The 19,710-nt window shown below is 71.3% G+C and carries 21 protein-coding genes; 8 read left to right on the forward strand and 13 right to left on the reverse strand.

Features of this window, described 5'->3' with window-relative positions; genetic code table 11:
- Nucleotides 1-43: 43 nt before the first annotated feature.
- The 3 genes from OHT77_RS25655 to OHT77_RS25665 all read right to left on the reverse strand — a co-directional run bounded on the left by OHT77_RS25655 (nt 44) and on the right by OHT77_RS25665 (nt 1,414).
- Nucleotides 44-229: a hypothetical protein gene (locus OHT77_RS25655; RefSeq protein ID WP_328830806.1), complete on the reverse strand. Its 186-nt coding sequence runs from the start codon at nt 227-229 to the stop codon at nt 44-46.
- Nucleotides 229-1,005: an SDR family NAD(P)-dependent oxidoreductase gene (locus OHT77_RS25660; protein ID WP_328830808.1), complete on the reverse strand. Its 777-nt coding sequence runs from the start codon at nt 1,003-1,005 to the stop codon at nt 229-231. The genes OHT77_RS25655 and OHT77_RS25660 overlap by 1 nt, the downstream gene beginning before the upstream one ends.
- Before the next feature lie 73 nt (nt 1,006-1,078).
- Nucleotides 1,079-1,414: a YnfA family protein gene (locus OHT77_RS25665; RefSeq protein ID WP_026151077.1), complete on the reverse strand. Its 336-nt coding sequence runs from the start codon at nt 1,412-1,414 to the stop codon at nt 1,079-1,081.
- Between the two features lie 124 nt (nt 1,415-1,538).
- Between OHT77_RS25665 and OHT77_RS25670 the strand changes: the two genes are divergently transcribed.
- From OHT77_RS25670 to OHT77_RS25685, 4 genes are all read left to right on the forward strand, one after another.
- Nucleotides 1,539-2,015, forward strand: a complete 477-nt coding sequence (locus tag OHT77_RS25670) for a hypothetical protein (RefSeq protein ID WP_328830809.1) — start codon at nt 1,539-1,541, stop codon at nt 2,013-2,015.
- 110 nt (nt 2,016-2,125) lie between these two features.
- A complete protein-coding gene (locus OHT77_RS25675; RefSeq protein WP_328830811.1) occupies nt 2,126-2,599 on the forward strand; it encodes a MarR family winged helix-turn-helix transcriptional regulator in 474 nt (157 codons plus the stop codon).
- Between the two features lie 213 nt (nt 2,600-2,812).
- Nucleotides 2,813-3,340, forward strand: coding sequence for a DUF1062 domain-containing protein (locus OHT77_RS25680; RefSeq protein WP_328830812.1), 528 nt, complete (start codon nt 2,813-2,815; stop codon nt 3,338-3,340).
- Nucleotides 3,341-3,537: 197 nt separating this feature from the next.
- Nucleotides 3,538-3,948, forward strand: coding sequence for a hypothetical protein (locus OHT77_RS25685; protein ID WP_328830813.1), 411 nt, complete (start codon nt 3,538-3,540; stop codon nt 3,946-3,948).
- Nucleotides 3,949-4,056: 108 nt separating this feature from the next.
- Here the strand turns inward: OHT77_RS25685 and OHT77_RS25690 are convergent, their stop codons facing one another.
- From OHT77_RS25690 to OHT77_RS25705, 4 genes are all read right to left on the reverse strand, one after another.
- The gene (locus tag OHT77_RS25690; RefSeq protein ID WP_328830814.1) at nt 4,057-4,767 is read right to left on the reverse strand and encodes a response regulator transcription factor; all 711 of its coding nucleotides are present in this window, start codon (nt 4,765-4,767) and stop codon (nt 4,057-4,059) included.
- Entirely contained in the window at nt 4,764-5,939 is a 1,176-nt protein-coding gene (locus OHT77_RS25695; RefSeq protein ID WP_328830815.1) for a sensor histidine kinase, read from the reverse strand. The genes OHT77_RS25690 and OHT77_RS25695 overlap by 4 nt, the downstream gene beginning before the upstream one ends.
- A gap of 68 nt (nt 5,940-6,007) precedes the next feature.
- Nucleotides 6,008-7,465, reverse strand: coding sequence for an MFS transporter (locus OHT77_RS25700; RefSeq protein WP_328830816.1), 1,458 nt, complete (start codon nt 7,463-7,465; stop codon nt 6,008-6,010).
- Between the two features lie 256 nt (nt 7,466-7,721).
- Entirely contained in the window at nt 7,722-8,543 is an 822-nt protein-coding gene (locus OHT77_RS25705; protein WP_328830817.1) for a helix-turn-helix domain-containing protein, read from the reverse strand.
- 532 nt (nt 8,544-9,075) lie between these two features.
- Between OHT77_RS25705 and OHT77_RS25710 the strand changes: the two genes are divergently transcribed.
- The 4 genes from OHT77_RS25710 to OHT77_RS25725 all read left to right on the forward strand — a co-directional run bounded on the left by OHT77_RS25710 (nt 9,076) and on the right by OHT77_RS25725 (nt 13,394).
- Nucleotides 9,076-10,188, forward strand: coding sequence for an LLM class flavin-dependent oxidoreductase (locus OHT77_RS25710; protein WP_328830818.1), 1,113 nt, complete (start codon nt 9,076-9,078; stop codon nt 10,186-10,188).
- Nucleotides 10,185-10,781, forward strand: a complete 597-nt coding sequence (locus OHT77_RS25715; protein WP_328830819.1) for an FMN reductase — start codon at nt 10,185-10,187, stop codon at nt 10,779-10,781. Before OHT77_RS25710 ends, OHT77_RS25715 begins: the two co-directional genes overlap by 4 nt.
- Before the next feature lie 381 nt (nt 10,782-11,162).
- A complete protein-coding gene (locus OHT77_RS25720) occupies nt 11,163-11,933 on the forward strand; it encodes a response regulator transcription factor (RefSeq protein WP_328830820.1) in 771 nt (256 codons plus the stop codon).
- The gene (locus OHT77_RS25725) at nt 11,934-13,394 is read left to right on the forward strand and encodes a sensor histidine kinase (RefSeq protein WP_328830821.1); all 1,461 of its coding nucleotides are present in this window, start codon (nt 11,934-11,936) and stop codon (nt 13,392-13,394) included. It begins immediately after the preceding gene.
- Between the two features lie 33 nt (nt 13,395-13,427).
- On the opposite strand, the gene OHT77_RS25730 is transcribed toward OHT77_RS25725, so the two are convergent.
- The 6 genes from OHT77_RS25730 to OHT77_RS25755 all read right to left on the reverse strand — a co-directional run bounded on the left by OHT77_RS25730 (nt 13,428) and on the right by OHT77_RS25755 (nt 19,581).
- Nucleotides 13,428-14,801: a histidine-type phosphatase gene (locus OHT77_RS25730; protein ID WP_328830822.1), complete on the reverse strand. Its 1,374-nt coding sequence runs from the start codon at nt 14,799-14,801 to the stop codon at nt 13,428-13,430.
- 144 nt (nt 14,802-14,945) lie between these two features.
- Nucleotides 14,946-15,098 (reverse strand): hypothetical protein, encoded by a 153-nt coding sequence (locus OHT77_RS25735; protein WP_328830823.1) that lies wholly within the window; start codon nt 15,096-15,098, stop codon nt 14,946-14,948.
- A 227-nt stretch (nt 15,099-15,325) separates the two neighbouring features.
- Entirely contained in the window at nt 15,326-16,144 is an 819-nt protein-coding gene (locus OHT77_RS25740; RefSeq protein ID WP_328830824.1) for an SAM-dependent methyltransferase, read from the reverse strand.
- A gap of 108 nt (nt 16,145-16,252) precedes the next feature.
- The gene (locus OHT77_RS25745) at nt 16,253-17,170 is read right to left on the reverse strand and encodes a carbohydrate ABC transporter permease (RefSeq protein ID WP_328830825.1); all 918 of its coding nucleotides are present in this window, start codon (nt 17,168-17,170) and stop codon (nt 16,253-16,255) included.
- Nucleotides 17,167-18,333, reverse strand: coding sequence for a carbohydrate ABC transporter permease (locus OHT77_RS25750; protein ID WP_328830826.1), 1,167 nt, complete (start codon nt 18,331-18,333; stop codon nt 17,167-17,169). Before OHT77_RS25750 ends, OHT77_RS25745 begins: the two co-directional genes overlap by 4 nt.
- Before the next feature lie 6 nt (nt 18,334-18,339).
- Entirely contained in the window at nt 18,340-19,581 is a 1,242-nt protein-coding gene (locus tag OHT77_RS25755) for a sugar ABC transporter substrate-binding protein (protein ID WP_328830827.1), read from the reverse strand.
- Nucleotides 19,582-19,710 lie beyond the last annotated feature (129 nt).

Genomic DNA, 19,710 nt, shown 5'->3' on the forward strand with positions numbered 1-19,710 from the left:
CGGCGACGGCCTCCAGGCTCTCGGCCTCCTCCTCGAGCAGCCCCTACTTGTTCGGGGCGTGGGTCACCGCGTAGATCATCACGAACGCGACGACGTGGATGCCGAAGAGGAAGTAGCCGAGGAAGTACCAGACCTTGCGTTCGTTCCTGGTCTCCTCGGCCAACCTGCGCTTGTCCAGGGCCTCTTGGGAGTTGTCGGGGCCGTCCGGGAGGTCCGCGTCGCCGGACATCACAGCTCCCGGTGGACCTTGGTGTTCGAGGCCTGGGCGCGGGGGCGGACGACGAGGAGGTCGATGTTGACGTGGCTGGGGCGGGTGACCGCCCAGGTGATGGTGTCGGCCACGTCGTCGGCGGTGAGGGGCTCGGCGACGCCCGCGTAGACCTTCGCCGCCTTCTCCGCGTCGCCGCCGAAGCGGGTCAGCGCGAACTCGTCCGTCTTGACCATGCCGGGCGCGACCTCGATGACCCGCACGGGGGTGCCGACGATCTCCAGCCGCAGCGTCTCGGCGAGGACGTGCGAGCCGTGCTTGGCGGCGACATAGCCCGCGCCGCCCTCGTAGGTGCCGTGGCCCGCCGTGGAGGAGACGACCACGACCGTGCCGTCGCCGCTCGCGGTGAGGGCGGGGAGCAGGGCCTGGGTGATGTTCAGGGTGCCGAGGACGTTCGTCTCGTACATCGTGCGCCAGTCGGCGGGGTCGCCGGTGGCGACCGGGTCGGCGCCGAGCGCGCCGCCCGCGTTGTTGACGAGGACGCCGATGGTCTTGAAGGCGGTCGCGAACTCGTCGACGGCGGCCCGGTCGGTGACGTCGAGGGCGTAGGCCGTGGCCTGGCCGCCGTTGGCGTTGATCTCCTCGGCGAGCGCCTCGATACGGTCCTTGCGGCGGGCGGTGACGACGACGCGGTACCCGGCGGAGGCGAGCTGCCGGGCCGTGGCGGCGCCGATGCCGCCGCTCGCCCCGGTGACGACCGCGATACGGGAGGCGGCGGACGGTGCGGCGGTGGCCATGGGCTGCTCCTGGTGACGGTTCGACGGGATCGTACGTACGACTCCGTCCAGGATAGGCGGGCCCGGTTCGGGGTCAGTTCCCCCTGGGCGCCCACATGATCACGGCCATCCCGGCCAGGCAGATCAGGGCGCCGGTGATGTCCCAGCGGTCGGGCCGGTAGCCGTCGGCGACCGCGCCCCAGGCCAGTGAACCGGCGACGAAGATCCCGCCGTAGGCCGCGAGGATGCGGCCGAAGTGGGCGTCGGGCTGGAAGGTGGCGACGAAGCCGTAGACGCCGAGGGCCATGATGCCGCCGCCGATCCAGAGCCAGCCGCGGTGTTCGCGGACCCCCTGCCAGACCAGCCAGGCGCCGCCGATCTCGAAGACGGCCGCGACGACGAAGAGGGCTGCGGAGCGGAGCACGAGCATGGGCGCCATCAGATCACGCGGGTGTCACCTGATGGACGGCGCCTGTCGCCCGCTCCGCGTGGGATACATCCGTACGACCACGGTGGCGTGGTGCAAGGGCGCGGCGTACTGAGGAGCGGATCGCATGCGGGTACTAGGGGTACTACGGACTCTCGCTGTCGGGGGTGCCGCGCTGGCGGTGACGGGCGCGGCCCCGGGGCATCCGGACGTCCCGGGTCCGGAGGCGGATCTCGCGTATCACGGCTCCGCCGCGATGACGGCCGGCCGGGTCGACGTCCGGTTCACCCCGCGCAACCACGGCCCGTCCGCGGTGCCCGACGCGACCGTACGGCTGCGCTGGTCGAAGCCGCTCGCGGACGCGCAGACGCTGCCGGAGGGGTGCGCGCGGTCGGGGGAGCAGGTGGTCGTCTGCCGGACGGGGGCGCTCGCCGCGGACGGCGTGGGCGAACGGATCGACCTGCGGGTACGGCTGCGGGAGGCGTCCGCCGAGGTGCTGCTGGAGCTGGACACGCTGTGGGGTGGGGGCACGGTGGACTCGAACCGGGCCAACGACCAGCAGCGGGTGCTAGTCCTGGACACCGGTGACACCTACTACTTCTGAGCCACACCCGTAGGACCGCGGAGCCACGCCCGCGAGCACGTCGTACGATCTCGATCTCCGCACGGCACGGACGGCACGTGCGGAACGGCACAGGCGACGAGGGGTGCGACATGTCCGGGAACGCGCGGGCGCGGCTGCTGGACGAGTTGTCCTCCGTATCGCGCCGGTACATGGCGTCGTACGCCCTGTTCAACCAGGCCGTCGCCGACCGGCTCGGGCTGCACCCCACCGATCTGCAGTGTCTGAACCTGCTCACCCTGGAGGCCGGGCCCGTGACCACGGGCCGGGTCGCCGAGCTGACCGGGCTGACGACGGGGTCGGCGACGCGGCTCGTGGACCGGCTGGAGCGGGCCGGTTACGTGGTCCGTGAGCGGGACTCGGAGGACCGGCGGCGGGTGCTGGTGGCGACCGTGCCGGAGAAGATCGCCGAGTTCGGGCGCATGTGGAACCGGCTCGGGGGCGGCTGGTTCACCCTCTTCGACGACCTCGACGACGCCGAACTCGCCGTGATCGTCGGGCACATGAGGCGGACGGTGGAGTTCAGCGGGCAGCAGATCGCGCGGCTGCGGGCGGGGGACGTGTAGCGCCGGGGGCGCCGAAAACCCGTTGAGCGGAGCCGTCGTGCGCCGTTAGCGTGCTGCCGCATCCCGTCGTCTGGGCAAGGACGTTTCGTTGTACACCGTGTGAGACCTCCCGAGTGCTGATCTGTCGCGCGTCGCGTCTGTGCGCCGCGCCTCTTTCCGCTGCGGTCTTCTCACTGGAACCGGTGTCCTTCTGTGCTCGCGACCTGGTTTGTCATGCCCACACGCCTTCCGCTCGTCCTCCGCCGTTGCCACGCGTGCGCGTCCGAACGCTTCCGGGCGCACGGCAAGTTCCGTGTCAACGCCCATCACAAACTCATCGACGCCTGGCTCCTCGCGCTCTGCGCCGGCTGCGGGGCGACCACGAAACTGACGGTCCTGGAGCGGGCGAACGTGCGCTCCGTGCCCTCCGAACTCCTGGACCGGCTGCACGCCAACGACCCTGTCCTGGCAGCCCAGTTGCTCCAGGACCCGGTGCTGCGGCGGCGCAACCGCATCGCCCTCGACTGGGCCGGCGCCTGGCGTCTCGACACCGGCGGAACCGGCCACCCGGACCGCGAGGTGATCGACGTCGCGGTGCGGTTCGGGGCGCGGATACCCGTCCGGCCGGTGCGGCTGATCGCCGAGGGCTGCGGTCTGTCGCGGGCCGAGGTCGGGAGGCTGATCACGGAGGGGAGTCTCGTGTTGGGGGTCCGGCTGGACGCCAGGCTCACCGGCGACTTCACGTTCACGCTCAAACGCTGAGCCGGAGGGGCGGGTTCAGGGGGGGCGGTCGCCGCACGGCGGGCCGCCCCCGAGGGCCCCCTAGGGGACGGCTCCACCTGCGATCTCCACCCGGAATTCCACCCGTGGGTCCGGGAGCTTTTCCGGCTCCGGCGGAAGAGTCGTGCTCAGGAAAACGCGCGGCGGACCCACCGCCGGAGACCGAGGAGTGCGACGTCATGACGGACATGGAGCAGGCGCTGACGATCAGCGGGGGCATCTTCGCGGTGATGATGCTGACGCAGTACGGACGCCGGAAGTACGACCTGCACAAGGTGCTGATGCCGATCGGCACGGTGTCCGCGGTGGGCTACTTCTACCTGAAGGGAATGCCCGGCCAGCACGCCGACGTGGTCGTCTATCTGGTGGGCGCCGCGATCGGCCTGGCCTGCGGTCTTGTCGCGACGCTCACGACCGGCGTGGAGCGGGACCCGGGCACCGGCAAGGTGCACACCCGGTGCGGTGCGGTGCGGGCTTCGTGGCGATCTGGACGGCGGTGGTCGCCCTGCGCGTCGCCTTCATCTACCTCGCCGAGCACAACACCTGGTTCCGCGACCACCTCGGCACGTTCATGCTGGACCACCACATAGCGCAGGACGCCATCGCACCGTTCTTCGTCATCATGGCGCTGGCCATGGTCCTCACCCGGGTGTTCCTGCTGCTGGCCCGCGTCCGCCTCCTGGCACCGGCCGGGACCCTCACCCCTGGGTCTTCACCAGTCCGTGGGTGAACGCGTACTTCACGGCATGCGCCCGGTCCCGCAGCTGAGCCTTGGAGAAGAGGTTGTTGATATGGGTCTTCACCGTGGCCTCACTGACCACCAGCCGCTCCGCGATGCCCCGGTTGGTCAGGCCCTCGCCGATCAGGGTGAGGACCTCGATCTCCCGGGGGGTGAGGTCCGGGGCGAGCCCGCTGCCCGGCCGCTCGGCGGGGACCCCGCCCCGCGCGGCGGCGGCGACGAGCCGGTCCCGTACGGCGGGGTCGAGCACGGACTGCCCGGCCGCCGCGGCCCGCACCGCGCGGGTGATGTCCTGCCGACCGGACTCCTTGGTGAGGTAGCCGCGGGCACCGGCACCGAGCGCGGCGAGGATGTACTCCTCGTCGGCGAAGGTGGTGAGCACCACGACGGCGACCCCGGGGAAGCGCTCGGAGACCAGCCGGGTGGCCTCGACCCCGTCCATGCGCGGCATGTTGAGATCCATGAGGATCACGTCGGGCGAGTGCTCCTCGGCGGCCCGCACGGCCTCCCCGCCGTCCTTGGCCGTGGCGACGACCTCCACGCCGGGCTGCAGATCGAGTACGGTCGCCAGCGCCTCGCGCACGGCGGTCTGGTCGTCGGCGACGACCACCCGGACCAGCGCCTGCTGCTCGCGCCGGCCCTCTCCCTGCCCCTGCTGCTCGTCGCTCATGCCGGGATCACCACGCGCACTCGCCATCCTCCTGCGTCGTCGCCGTCCACGATCGGCCCGGCCGAGACCGTGCCGCCCACCAGGTCGAGGCGCTCGCGCATCCCGACAAGTCCCATGCCGCTCCCGGCTCCCGCCAAGGGCCGAGAACCCTCCGGCGGCGCGGAGTTGACCACCTCGAGGACGGTCTCCTCCGGGAGCCCCTCCCGCTGTTCCAGGTACTCCAGGCGCATACGGACCGGGGCGCCGGGCGCGTACTTGTGCGCGTTGGTCAGCGCCTCCTGGGCGCAGCGCACGATCACCTGGGTGCGGCGGACGGGCAGTTCACGCGGCGGCCCGTCGACGGTCAGGGTACCGGCGTCGGTCGCGGAGTCGAGCATGGACCGCAGCGTCTCCACCAGCGGCAGCGCCTCCTCGCGCAGGTCCCCGACCGTGCGCTGCACCTCGGTCAGCCCCGAGCGCACCAGGCTCTGCGCCCGCTGGGCCGCCTCCCGGGCCCGCCCGATGTCACCGGACTCCAACAGGGCGTCGGTGACCTCCAGTTGCATGTTCACCCCGGCCAGCGAGTGGGCCAGTACGTCGTGCACGTCCCGGGCTATCCGGGCCCGCTCGGCGAGCGTCTCGGCCCGTGCCTCGGCCCGCGCGGCCAGCTCCGCCTGCTCGGCGGCGGCCCGCGCGGAGCGCAGTGCCTCGGTGTGGGCGCGGTTGGAGATGCCGACCAGCACGCTGACCCCGGTGAAGGCGCCCACGATCCATGACGTGTGGTGGCCGCCCCATGGCACGAGCAGCACCCCCGCGCACAGGGCGCTGGTGCACGCGGCGAAGGGAAGCGAAAGGCGGCTGTCGAGGCGGTACCCGGCGTGCCCGGTGACGAAGTACGCGAACAGGGCCGACGCCCCGGAGTGGTCGAGAGCCAGCAGTGCGGCGGCCCCGAGCGACCAGACGCACAGCACCGTGAGCTGCGCGCGCGGGGACAGCCGCCCCTCGGGGATGAGCCGGGTGCACGTCATCAGCGAGACCAGGACGAGCAGACACAGCACCGCGAGCCCGGTGCCGGAGGTGCCGATCGGGCGCACCGCGATCGCGCCGACGACGATCGCGGCGACGGTCCCGAAGACCTGGATGGGGTTGTTGTCCTGGGTGAACCAACGGGTCAGGGTCTGGGTTCGGTTCACCGTGCTCTCTTCCCGCTGTCGTCCGGCCGCTGCGAAAGCTACCAGCGGGCGGGCGGACGCGTCGGCGCTCAGTGCCCCTGCTCCGCCGGCGCCGCGCGCGGCAGCAGCCGTACGAGACACAGGCACAGGGCGACGGCCGCGCCGACGACACCGAGGCTGACGAGCAGCGCGTGGGCCGCCCCGGCGCCGACTGCCGCGAAATACACGGTGGTCACGGCCGCTGCGCCCGTCGCGTTGGCCAGTTGCTGCACGGCGTTGAGCGAGCCGCTGGCGCTGCCGGCTTCGGCCGGTTCGATGTCGCCGATGGTGACGTCGTAGACGGTGCCGAAGCAGGTGCCCATGCCGAGGCCGACGAGGAGGAGAGGCGGGACGAGCGCCCAACTGCCCACTCCTGTACCGGAGTTGGCGACAAGGGCAGCGAGGTGGCCGCAGCCCGCGAGGATGATCACGAGACCCGCGGCGGCGAGGCGGCGGCCGTGGCGGTGGATGAGGCGGTAGCAGGCGATCGACGCGACGACGATGCCGGCGGAGAGCGGGATCAGGCCGAGCGCGGTGCCCGCGGGGGAGCGGCCGAGGCCTTGCTGGAGGTAGAGGGAGATGACGTAGAGGAGCCCGGCGACGGCGGCGAAGGCGACGACTCCGAGGAGGAGACCGGCGGTGAAGCCGCGGTTGTGGAGGAGTGAGGGGCGGATGAGGGGGTCGGGCGCGGTGCGCTGGCGGTGGCAGAACCCGGCGAAGAGGACGAGGCCGAGGAGCAGGAGGGCGGGGGCGGGTCCGGTCCAGCCGTGCGCGGAGCCGTAGATGATCCCGCCGAGCAGGCCGAGCATGGCGCCCGCGATGAGGGCGGAGCCCGGGCCGTCGACGGGGGCGGTGCCGTCGCCGGTGTCGTGGGGGAGGAGGCGGAGGGCGGCGAGGAGGGCGGCGCCGCCGAGGAGGAGGTTGATGAGGAACATGGGGCGCCAGCCGAGGCCGCCGAGATCGGCGTCCATCAGGAACCCCGCGAGGATCGGCCCGCCGACGGCCGACAGCCCCATCACCGGCCCGAACAGGCTGAATGCCTGGCCGATCCGCTCACGCGGCCAGGTCGCGCCGAGGATGCCGAAGCCCTGGGGGATGAGCAGCGCTCCGAAGGCGCCCTGCGCGAGCCGGGCGACGACCAGGAAGGCGGGGCCGGGTGCGAGCCCGCAGGCCAGGGAGGCGGCGACGAACCCCGCGAGTCCGATGAGGAAGACCCGCCGCCGTCCGTACCGGTCGCCGAGCCGGCCGCCGGGGACGAGGAGGACGCCGAGGGCGAGGGCGTAGGAGGCGCCGAGCCACTGGACGAGGGCGGGGCCGCCACCGAGGTCTCTTGCGATGGTCGGGGCGGCGATGTTGGTGATCGTCGAGTCGAGGAGGTCGAGGACGTCGGCGGCGAGGACGATGGCGAGGATTGCCCAGCGGGTGGGGGTGGGGGTGGGGAGGGGTGGGGTTTTGGGGTCGGGGGGTTCGTCGGCTGTTTTGTTTGTGTCGTGCAGTGTCTGTGTCACGCAGATAAATATCGGGGAGGGGGTGGGGGGTGGTCAAGCGGATTTGGGGGGGCGGGGTCAGGGGCGTCGGTGTGTTGCGTTCGCCTAAGAGAACGGGGGCTTGCGTTCGGAGACGGCTGCGGGTGCGATGTGGCTGGTCGCGCAGTTCCCCGCGCCCCTTGGGTGGGTTGTCCTTGCGTGTATTCGACAGGGGGGCTCAGCAGGTCTGCCCAGTTCGTACTTCTTTGCCAGGGAACCCGGCTTCAGGGAACCGGTGTCAGCGTGTCCCCTCTGCGCCCCGTGCGCCCTGGGCGTATGTCGTCGGGGTCACGCCGACCGTGGCTGTGAAGTCGCGGATCAGGTGGGCCTGGTCGGCGTAGCCGAGGTCGGCGGCCAGGGTCGCCCAGTCCACGGGCTCGTCGACTCCCGCTCGCTCCAGGGCGTCGTGGATGCGGTAGCGCAGGATGACCCACTTCGGGCCGACGCCGACGTAGCCGGCGAAGAGGCGTTGCAGCAGCCGTACGGAGAGGCCCTCCGCGCGGGCGAAGTCGGTCACGCGGCGGATCGTGCGGTCGGTGCGGATGCGGTCGACCAGGGTGGCCGCGAGTTCGGCCTGCGGGTCGGGGCGGGGGCCGAGGGCGAGCAGGAAGGCGTCGAGCGCGGCGACGCGGGCGGTCTCGTCGGCGGGGTCCAGGACCGTGGCGGGGTCGGTGTCGGGGAACACCTCGGGTTGCCGGACCCGTCGTCCCGTCCACTCCGACACCGGGCGCTCCGGCGCGACCGAACGGAAGGCGCCGGGCCGGAACTTGATGCCGCAGACCCGTCCCCGCCCCTCCAGTTTCTGGGCGAAGAGGCCGTGCGGGATGCCCGCGACCTCGACGAAGGCGTCCTCGCCGGCGAGCCGCTGGAAAACGATGTGCACGGCCGGGTGCGGGACGACATGAGAGACGTAGGGCTCGGTCAGGTCCCAGTCGATGAGCCAGTAGTGCTCGATGTACGGGCGGAGGGGCTCGGCGGGCTCGGGACGACGGAAGCGCACGCGCGCGAGGAGCTCGGCGGGGTCGACGATCCCTCGGGTGTCACGGTCCGGCGCGGCCATGAAGCGATCGTAGGACGCGCCACTGACAACGGGTGGGAGGTGATGGGGGTGGGGGTGGGAGGGGGTGCCGGGGCGGCCGGAACACCCGGGGCGGACCCGCCCAGAAGGCGGCATCGGGCCAGCGCCCGCCTGTCCCGGCACCGGTATCCGCCCCGCGAGGGCCGACCCAGGCACGGGCACCGATCCCACCCGGACCGCTCCCAGCACCGCGTCAGCCCCACTCGGACCGCTCCCAGCACCGGCGTCAGCCCCGCGCGGCCCGCTCCCGCGCACTGGCATCGAGCCCGCGCGGCCCGCTCCCGCGTACCGGCCTCGAGCCCGCCCGGGTCGGCCCAGGCACCTGCATCCGCCCCGCGCGAGCCACCCCAGCCGCCGCCACCAACCCCACCCCACCCGCTCCCCGCACCGCCATCCACCCTCCACCCCACGCCCCCACCCCACGCCCACACCCCGCACCCCGCCGGAATATGTGCGCCAAGGCAGCCGTTGGAGGGTATAGTTGAATAGTCAACAACCTGGAGGGTGAACGACCATGCAGTTCGGGATCTTCAGTGTCGGGGATGTCACGCCGGACCCGACCACCGGACGGACGCCGACCGAGCGGGAGCGCATCAAGGCCATGGTCGCCATCGCGCTGAAGGCCGAGGAGGTCGGGCTCGACGTCTTCGCGACCGGGGAGCACCACAACCCGCCGTTCGTGCCGTCGTCGCCCACCACGATGCTCGGGTACATCGCGGCGCAGACGGAGAAGCTGATCCTCTCCACCTCCACCACGCTCATCACCACCAACGACCCGGTGAAGATCGCGGAGGACTTCGCGATGCTCCAGCACCTGGCCGACGGCCGCGTGGACCTGATGATGGGCCGCGGCAACACCGGCCCGGTGTACCCGTGGTTCGGCCAGGACATCCGCCAGGGCATCAACCTCGCGATCGAGAACTACGCCCTGCTCCGCCGGCTGTGGCGCGAGGACGTCGTGAACTGGGAGGGCAAGTTCCGCTCCCCGCTCCAGGGCTTCACGTCGACACCGCGTCCGCTGGACGACGTACCGCCGTTCGTCTGGCACGGTTCGATCCGCAGCCCCGAGATCGCCGAGCAGGCGGCCTTCTACGGCGACGGGTTCTTCCACAACAACATCTTCTGGCCGGCCGACCACACCAAGCGGATGGTCGAGCTGTACCGGGAGCGCTACGCGCACTACGGCCACGGCACGCCGGAGCAGGCGATCGTCGGGCTGGGTGGGCAGGTCTTCATGCGGAAGAACTCCCAGGACGCGGTCCGCGAGTTCCGCCCGTACTTCGACAACGCCCCGGTCTACGGCCACGGGCCCTCCCTGGAGGACTTCACCGACCAGACCCCGCTGACGGTCGGCTCCCCGGAGGAGGTCATCGAGAAGACGCTCGCGTTCCGGGAGTACGCCGGTGACTACCAGCGCCAGCTGTTCCTGCTGGACCACGCCGGGCTGCCGCTCAAGACGGTCCTGGAGCAGCTCGACCTGCTCGGCGAGGAGGTCGTACCGGTCCTGCGCAAGGAGTTCGAGGCGAACCGCCCGGCGGACGTGCCGGACGCGCCGACCCACGAGTCCCTCAAGTCCGCCAAGTCCGCCAAGTCCACCGAGTCCGCTGAAGAGGTGAGCGTCGTATGAAGCTCGTAGTCGTCTCGGCGGGGCTGAGCGTTCCCTCGTCCACCCGCCTCCTGGCCGACCGCCTGGCCACCGCCACGGCGGACCGCGTCCCGGCGGAGATACAGGTCGTGGAGCTGCGCGACCTCGCGGTCGAGATAGCCCACAACCTCACCAACGGCTTCCCCGGCAAGAAGCTCGCGGCAGCGCTGACCGCGGTGACGGAGGCGGACGGCCTGATCGCCGTCACCCCGGTGTTCTCGGCGTCGTACAGCGGACTGTTCAAGTCCTTCTTCGACGTGTTGGAGAAGGACGCCCTGGTCGGCAAGCCGGTCCTCATCGCGGCGACGGGCGGCAGCGCCCGCCACTCCCTCGTCCTGGACCACGCCCTCCGCCCCCTCTTCGCCTACCTCCGAGCGGTCGTCCTCCCCACCGCGGTCTACGCCGCCTCGGAGGACTGGGGTGCGGAAGGCCTCCCGGAACGCATCGACCGAGCGGCGGGAGAGCTGGCCACCCTGATGCAGGGCCTGTCGGCGACCCACCCGGCGGACGGGCCGGCGGTCGTACCGTTCGCGGACCAACTGGCGGCGCTGAACATCAGCCCGTCCGGCGTTTGAGGACTGGCGCACGCCATCCCGATCCCCCACCCACCCGCTGGGGCCACAGCTGATCCGGTGTGTGAGCGCGAGGGCACACCATCCGCCCCTCCGGCCCATCCATTGGGGCCACGCCCTTCCACCCCGGCCGGCGAAAATCAGCCCGTCCGGCGTTTGAGGACAAGGCCCCTTCAGAGCCGACGGGGGTCTGGGGGCGCAGCCCCCAGGTACGCCCGCCCCGAACTCGGGCCGAGCTCCACCCAGCCCCCGCCCACCCGACCGTGAGAAGACGGTAGGAGCAAAGCCCAGGTTGCGCCCACCTCGGTGAGAGCCAGGTAAAAAGGGTGATCGTAGACCCGCCCCCACCGCCCCACCGCCGGAGGCCTTGGCACACTGGGTGACGTGCCCCAGACTGTGCTGCTCGCTGAAGACGACCGCGCCATCCGTCATGCCCTGGAGCGGGCCCTGACCCTGGAGGGCTACCAGGTGACCGCGGTCGCCGACGGTGTCGAGGCGCTCGCGCAGGCGCACCGCACTCCGCCGGACGTCCTGCTCCTCGACGTCATGATGCCCGGCATCGACGGCCTCCAGGTCTGCCGGGTGCTGCGCGCGGAGGGCGACCGCACCCCGATCCTCATGCTCACCGCCCTGGTCGAGACGGCCGACCGGATCGCCGGTCTCGATGCGGGCGCCGACGACTACGTCGTGAAGCCCTTCGACGTGGAAGAGGTCTTCGCCAGGCTCCGCGCCCTCCTCCGCCGCACCAGCCCGGTCGCGGCGAACGGCGTCCCCGGAACCCCCGCCCCGTCCGGAGCGTCCGGTGTCCTCCCCGACGTACTCCGGGACGACCCGCACACGACGATGTCCTCCGACAAGCAGATCTCCGCGGCCGGTCTCCGCATGGACCTCCAGGCCCGCCGCGTCTGGCGCGACGAGCGTGAACTGGAGCTGACCCGGACCGAGTTCGAGCTCCTGGAACTCCTCGTCCGCAACGCGGGCATCGTCCTGGACCACTCCACGATCTACGACCGCATCTGGGGCTACGACTTCGGCCCCGGCTCCAAGAACCTCGCCGTCTACGTCGGCTACCTGCGCCGCAAGCTCGACGAGCCCGGCGCGCCGCAGCTGATCCACACGGTGCGCGGCGTGGGTTACGTGCTGCGGGAGGACTGAGTGGGCCGCCTGCGGCGGTTCGTGGCCACCAGGCGACCCAGGCTCGTCTCGCTGCGCACCACGTTCGTGGTGTCCTTCGCGGCGGTGACCGCGGCCGTCACCCTGCTCGTCGGCGTGCTGTCGTACGGCGCGGCGGCCCGGCTGGTCCGCGTCGACCAGGAGTCCGTGTTCGACCAGGTCGTCCAGGATCTCCAGGACGAGGTGCGCACGCACCAGATGACCCCGGACGACTTCTCGTCCTCCGCTCCCGGCCACGACATCGTGCGCCCGGCCCGCACGGACGTGCAGGTGCTCGGCCCGGACGGCGGGGTCCTCGACAGCGGCAGCCCCGCGCTGCCCGTCACCGGCGACGACCGGGCGATCGCGGGCGATCGGATCGCCGGGAAGACGGCGGAGCACAAGGACGTCGCCGTCGGCGAGGACGTGTACCGCATCGCGACCGTCTCGCTCGGTGCCGGGCGGGGCGCGGTGCAGGTCGCGCAGGAGTTCAGCGACACGGAGGATCTGCTGCGGGCCCTGCAGCAGCGGACGTTCGTGCTGATGGCGGCCGTGGTGGTGCTGGCCGGGCTGTGCGGCTGGTGGCTGGCGCGGCGCATCACGCGCCGGCTGATCGTGCTGACCGCCGCCGCCGAGGACGTGGCCCGCACCCGCCGCCTCGGCGTGCAGGTCCCCGTCACGGGCTACGACGAGGTGGGCCGCCTGGGCCGCGCCTTCGACCGGATGCTGGGCCGGCTCGCGCAGTCGGAGGAGGACCAGCGCCGGCTGATCCAGGACGCGGGCCACGAGCTCCGCACCCCGCTGACCTCGCTGCGTACGAACATCTCGCTGCTGCGGCGGATCGACGAGCTGCCGCCCGCCACGCGCGAGGAACTGGTCGCCGACCTCTCCCAGGAGGCCCGCGAACTCACCGATCTGGTCAACGAGTTGGTGGATCTGGCGGCCGGGCAGTCCGACACCGAGCCGCCGCAGCAGGTCGACCTCGCCGACATCGCGGAGGACGTCGCGGGCCTAGCCCGCCGTCGCACCGGCCGGGACATCACCGTCCGCGCGAGCGGCGACACGACGACCGACGGCCGACCCGGCATGCTCCAGCGCGCGATCTCCAACCTCGTGGAGAACGCGGCCAAGTTCGACCGCGCGGGCCAGACCCCGATCGAGATCGCGGTCTCCGGCCCGGCCCGCCCCGGCACGGTCCGCGTCGAAGTCCTCGACCGGGGCCCCGGCGTCTCCGAGACCGACCTCTTCCGCATCTTCGACCGCTTCTACCGCGCCGCCGACGCCCGCTCCCTCCCCGGCTCCGGCCTCGGCCTCTCCATCGTCCGCGAGGTCGCCCTCGCCCACGGCGGAGCGCCCTTCGCGCTACGGCGGGACGGCGGCGGCTCGGTGATCGGCTTCACGGTCGGCGGCGTGGCGGAACCGCGGCCCGGGCCCCGGGGCACGCGGCCGGGCCTGCGGAACTGACGTGCCCGGGGCGGGAGTCGGCCGGTCGCCCGGTCAGCCGTTGGAGGACGTCCGGCCGAAGCAGCGCTCCAGTTCGTTCAGGTCGTAGAACTTGCTGCCCTTGGAGACGGGACGGCAGCCCGCCTTGAACGCGGTCTCCTTCTCGTTGTAGAGCATGCGGACGAGGTAGGTGCTGCCCTTGCGGAAGACGTCCCACTGGATGTTGGAGCCGAGGGGGGCGACGTCCGCGCCGCGCCAGGAGTTGGTGGCGTAGGTGTACGGGTGCTTGGCGGTGACGCCCCGGGTGCTGCCCGGGAGGCCCATCAGCGCGGCCAGCGGGATGATCTCCTCGGCGTGCGTGAAGCGGAGTTCGGCGCCCAGGTCGCTGGTGCCGTCGCGCTCGGCCTCGGCCTTCTTGAAGAAGTCGTCGAGCAGGACGCCGGCCATCTTGTACGTGATGTCGCTGTCCGCGAAGCCCGGCCCCTTCTCGTAGAAGTCCTCGGTGTCGGAGACGTACCCGAACCAGTCGGCGTCGGCCGCCGAGATGTACCGGTCCATGCCCCAGCCCTTGCCGCCCGGGCTCTCCTCGCTCATCGCGGGGGCGATGGCGTACAGGTTGTAGACGGCGGTGGCGGCCTCGACGTCGGTGCCGATCGACGCGAACTCGCCCGCCGTGATCCGGTCCACGAACGCCGGCTTGAACAGCTTCCTCAGTACGTCACGGGCGGCGCGGTGCGTCTTCGGCTGGTCGGTGAGGGTCTTCAGGGTGGTGGCGAGCCGCTGGTCGTTGGCGATGTAGTCGCGGTACGCGGCACCCCCGTCGGCCTTGTGGAAGTACAGGAGGTCCTTGTCGGTACGGGTGGTGCCGATCAGGGAGGTCAGGTCGGGGTCGGTCTGGGCGAGGGCGGCGCCGTAGAGGTTGGCGCTGTCGACCGCGCGGCCCTGACCCGAGCTGACGACGTCGATGGGCTCCTTCTTCTTCGCGATCGACGCGAAGAGGGTCGGCAGCCGCTTCGCCATGCGTACGGCGGTGTCGTGGATCTCCTCCTTGCCGCGCGCGCTGAGGTTCCCGTACCCGATGGTGCTCATGGCGGCTTCGAGGGCCTTGGCCTTCGGCCCGAACTCCCGTCCCTTCACGGTGAGTTGGCCCTCGGCCTGGGCCTTGTCGAGGAGCGCGAGGATCAGGTCGCCGTCCGAGCTGTCGGTCGCGGAACGGGAACCGTGCCGGGACACGTTCTCGGTGAAGACGGGGGTGAAGCCGGCCGGGACCTTCTGGTACGAGCGGGAGTTCTGCTCCGGCTGGTACACGGCCTTCGTGCCGAAGCTGTCGGTGTGGGCGTCGCCGCCGCCGGGGGCGGCCTGGGCGGCGAAGGGGGTGGCCAGCAGCGCGGTGATGCCCAGGACCAGGGCGGGGGTGACACGTCTCATGAGCCGCATGCTTCGCGGGGGGCGTGAACGCGAGGTGCACGCGGGGTGACTCCCGGGGCCCGGCTTTCGAGGCGCTTTCCCGACGCTGTGCCGGACAGGGGGTCCGGCGCGGCACCGCTCAACAGAGGCCGACGGCTGGGGATTTCACGGGCTTGTGGTGCCGTCGGCCGGGGTGAACAGCTGGGCCATCGCCTGCCAGAGGGGCATGACGCGGGGCGTGGCGCTCGGGGTTCGCCGGGTGGCGGACGGCCGGGTGGTGCGGGCGTTCTTCGTGAGGGAGACGGCGGTGTGGGACATGGCAGGGGGGTCCTTCCGGCGGAGTCGTCGACCTTGGCCTTGCGGGATCAACGATGCCGTCGGCGGGCTTCCGCCACGAGGGGGTGGGCTGCCCGGTCCGGGGTGCAGCTGGCACCACCCTCACCCGGGGGACGGCCTGGTGCGCGGCGGGGTGTCCGACTCCGCCCGGACCACGGCAGGTTGCGCGGTCCGGGCGGGCTGGGTGGCCAACTGCCGTACGCCGGGGGCTAGTTGTCCTTGCGGGCCACTCCGCCGTAGATCCCGATCGGTGCGGCGCCCGGTGCCGGGGTCTCCTCCGGGCGCCAGTGCGTGACGCGGACCAGGCCCGGGTCGACGAGGGTGAAGTCGCCGAAGAAGTCCAGGACTTGGGCGTGGCTGCGGAGGTTGAGGGTGGCGGTGGCCCGGTTGTAGACGGAGGCCGCGTCGTGCCGGCCGTCCTCGTGGACGTCGCCGGTGGCGTGCGAGAGGACGAGGTAGGAACCGGTCGGCAGGGCGTCGCGCAGGGTGGCGACGATGCCGTAGGGATCGCCCTCGTCGGACAGGAAGTGCACGACGGCGACCAGGAGCACCGCGATCGGCTGGTCGAAGTCGATGGCCTTGCGGACCTCGGGGTGGTCGAGGATCGAGCGGGGGTCGCGCAGGTCGGCCAGGATGACGGAGGTGTCGGTGTCCTCCATGAGGGCCATCGAGTGGGTGCTGACGATCGGGTCGTTGTCGACGTAGACGATCCGGGTGTCCGGGGCGATGGCGTGCGCGATCTGGTGCACGTTCGGCTCGGTGGGCAGGCCGGTGCCGATGTCGAGGATCTGGCGCACCCCGCCCTCGGCGACGACGTGCTGGACGGCCCGGTGCATGAAGCGCCGGTTCGCCCGGACCCCTTCCCGCACCTCCGGTGCCGCCTTGATGAACTGCTCGGCGGCCTCCCGGTCGACCTCGTAGTGGTCCTTGCCGCCGAGGAAGTAGTCGTACATCCGGGCCGGGTGGGGCTTGCTGGTGTCGATGATCAGTGGCTGCGCGCCACTGCCGTCTCCGCTGGGAGAGGTCATGGGGCCAGGCTCCGTCTTGGTGAGTGGCTGTCAGATCATCATCCTGGCATGCCGGCTGTCGGGCTCAGGGCCGCACTGTACAAACGGTGCCGCCCGTCCCGCCACCCGCTACTCCTTGACCGCCCCGGCGTTCGCGTCCTGCACGAAGTAGCGCTGGAAGCAGAAGAACAGGGCGGCGACCGGAAGGGTCGACAGCAGCGCCGCCGCCAGCTTCAGCGGGTACTGGGTGCCGCCGCCGAGGCCGCCGGAGACCAGCCGGGCGAGACCGGTGGTGAGGGTCTCGTACTGGCTCGACTGGGTCGCGACCAGGAAGTGCGTGAACTCGTTCCACGAGCCCTGGAAGGACAGGATCGTCAGGGTGAGCAGGGCCGGCCGGGCCATGGGCAGCACGATCGACCAGAAGATACGGAAGACACCGGCGCCGTCGACCCGCGCCGCCTCCTCCACCTCGCGGGGGATCGCCTCGAAGAACTGCTTCATGATGAAGATCCCGGCCGCGTCCACCATGATCGGCAGGATCATGCCGGTGTAGGTGTCGAACAGCCCGAGCGTGTTGAGGACCAGGAACCGCGGGATCAGCAGGGCCACCCCGGGCACCGCCATCACGGCGAGGACGAAGCCGAACAGCAGGGTGCGGCCGGGGAAGCGGAGCCGGGCGAGCGCGTAGCCGGCCATCGAGTCGAACAGCACCCGCCCGGCGGTGACCACCACCGCGATGAACGTCGAGTTGCCCAGCCAGCGCAGGAACGGCACCCCCTCACCGGCCTGGCCGAGCCCGAACAGCCGCTGGTAGGCGGCGGTCGTCGGCGTGGTGGGGATCAGCCCGAGCGGATGCGCCGCCGCGTCCGGGTCCGTCTTGAACCCGGTCACGAGCTGGATCACGAACGGCATCAGATACAGCAGCCCCACGGCCGTGACCAGCGTGTACCCGAGGATCCGCAGGGCGAGCGGGAAACGGCCGAGCACGGGCAGCCCCTGCCCCCGCCCCCGGGCCTCGGTCCGCACCGGCGTGGACTTGGCGGTCATCGCTTCCTCCGGAGGCGGCGCCCGCCGCGCTCGCGCAGCGCGAGACGTTGCAGGGCGGTCATGGTCAGGATCAGGGCGAGCAGCAGGAACGCGATGGCCGCGCCCTGCCCGTAGTTGGCGTCGTCGAAGGCCGTCGAGTACGACAGATAGGCCGGGGTGAGGGTGGTGTTGCCGGGGGCGCCCTGACCCATGACGTACACCTGGTCGAAGACCTGCCAGGTGCTGATCATGCCGAGGGTGAGGACGAGGAACAGGACCGGCCGCAGCGCGGGCAGCGTCACATGGCGCAGCATCTGGAAGCGGTTGACGCCCTCGATGGCGGCCGACTCCTCCAGTTCCCGGGGGATGTTCTGCAGGGCCGCGAGGAAGATCAGCATGAAGGTGCCGGAGGTCGTCCACACGGCGAGCAGGATGATCGTGCACATCGCGACGGACGGCCCGGACAGCCAGTCGAACCAGGACAGCCCCATGAACGCGTGGTGGGCCAGCGCCCCCGAGGGATGCTCGGGGTCGACGAGACCGAGCCCGCCCAGCAGCAGCGAGAGGACCCCGCGCGGGTCGTTGAACCAGTTCGGCCCCTTCAACCCCAGCCAGGACAACAGGGTGTTGACCGCTCCACTGCCCTGGAACAGGAAGAGGAAGACCGTGGAGACCGCGATGGAACTGGTCACCGACGGAAAGAAGAAGACGGTCCGCAGCGCGCTACGGCCGCGCAGCATCCGCTGGTTGACGATCAGCGCCAGGCTCAGCGCCAGGACCGTCTGCAGCGGCACGGTCAGCACGACGTAGTAGAAGTTGTTGCGCAGCGCGGTCGCGAACAGGGTGCGGTCGAGGCCGTTCTCGGTGAGCAGGGAACGGTAGTTGTCGAGGCCGACGAACTTGGCCTGCCCGCTGAACGGGTTGGACTGCCCGTCCCAGTGCAGCATGCTGACCCACAGGGCCATCAGGATCGGCAGCACCAGGAAGAGGCCCAGCACGATCACCATCGGGCTGACAAACAGCCAGCCCCAGGTCCGTTCGGCGCGGCGCCCCGCACGCGGGGTGTTCCTGGCGCGGGGCGCCGCGGCCGGGCCGGACCCGCCGGGCGTGTCAGGTGCGCCCGGCGAGTCGGCCGTCAGGGGGGTGCCGCCTGTCACCGCGGCGGCGGTGTCACGGGGAGACATGGCGGGTCAGTCGCCCTTCGTGAGGGCCTGTTCGCCGTTGCTCTGCAGGTCGGCGAGGATCTTCTTCGGGTCGGTGGTGGCCAGCGCCGCGAGCTCGGTGTTGAACTGCGTGAGGACCTTGTCGAAACCGGCGATGGTCACCGGGCCCTGCGCGTAGGCGCTGCCGTCCACCCATGCCTTGGCGGAAGGATTCTGCTTCACGTACTCGGCCTGGGCGCTGGTGCGGGAGGGCATCACACCGAACGCGGCGGCGTTCTTCACCTGCTGTGCGCTGGTCGTCAGGTACTTCACCAGATCCACGGCCGCCGCCCGGTGCGCGCTGTCCTTGGCCACGCCCCAGCACTGGCTGAAGGCGAGCGTGCCCTTGCCGGACGGGCCCGCGGGCAGCGGCACCACCGCGTACTTCACGTTCGGGTAGTCGGCCTGCATGCCGCCGCTGAGCCAGTTGCCCTCGACGGTCATCGCGGCCTTGCCGGTGCCGAGGGCCTCACCGCCCCAGTTGGTGTCGACCTGCTTGGCGAACTTCAGCGCACCGGACGCGAGCAGGGACCGTACGTAGGTGAGCGCCTCGACGTTCTGGGCGCTGTCGGCGGTCATCTTCGTCTGACCGGCGTCGGTGATCCACCCACCCGCCTCCCTCATGAACACGCCCAGCCGCGCCCACTCCCCGTTGACGACCAGGCCGGTGACCTTGCCCTTGGTCAGCTTCGCGGCGACCGTCTTCAACTGGGCCCAGGTGGTCGGGTAGTCCTTGTCGGTCAGCCCGGCCTTCTTCCACAGATCGGTGTTGATGGCGAGCCCGAGCGTGGAGTTGTCCTTCGGCAGACACACCAGCTTCCCGTCGTACGTGAACGAGGTCCGCAGCTGCGCGGAGAAGTCGCCCACGTCCTCGACCTTGTCGCCGTACGGGTAAAGGGAGCCGGCCTTCGCGTAGTTGGCGAACTGGTCGGAGTTGACGTAGAACGCGTCCGGCGGCTTGTGCCCCGCGAAGGACTGCGCCAGCTGCTGGTTGATGTCCTTGGCGACATCCACGGTCACCGTGTTGCCGGACTCCTTCGCGTACGCGGCCGCCGCGTCCTTGACGGCCTTCGTCTCCGCGTCACCGGAACTGGCGATCAGCACGGTCAGATGCTGCTTCGAGCTGCTGTCCTGCGCGGTCTTGCCACCGCCGAAATCCGACGAACAGCCGGTGCCGGCCAGCAGCACCACACAGGACACGAGGGCCGTGACGGCCGGACGGTTGACCATGAAATTCCTCCGAGGGTTACGGATGATGCGGGCGGCTCCACCCGGACGGCTTGGGGGCGCGGGTCCGGGGGTGGGGGAGGAGGGGGTGGGGTGAAGTGGGGCTGGGGTGGCGGGAGTTGAGGGGGGTGT

The sequence above is a fragment of the Streptomyces sp. NBC_00252 genome (assembly GCF_036187565.1).
Classification (GTDB): domain Bacteria; phylum Actinomycetota; class Actinomycetes; order Streptomycetales; family Streptomycetaceae; genus Streptomyces.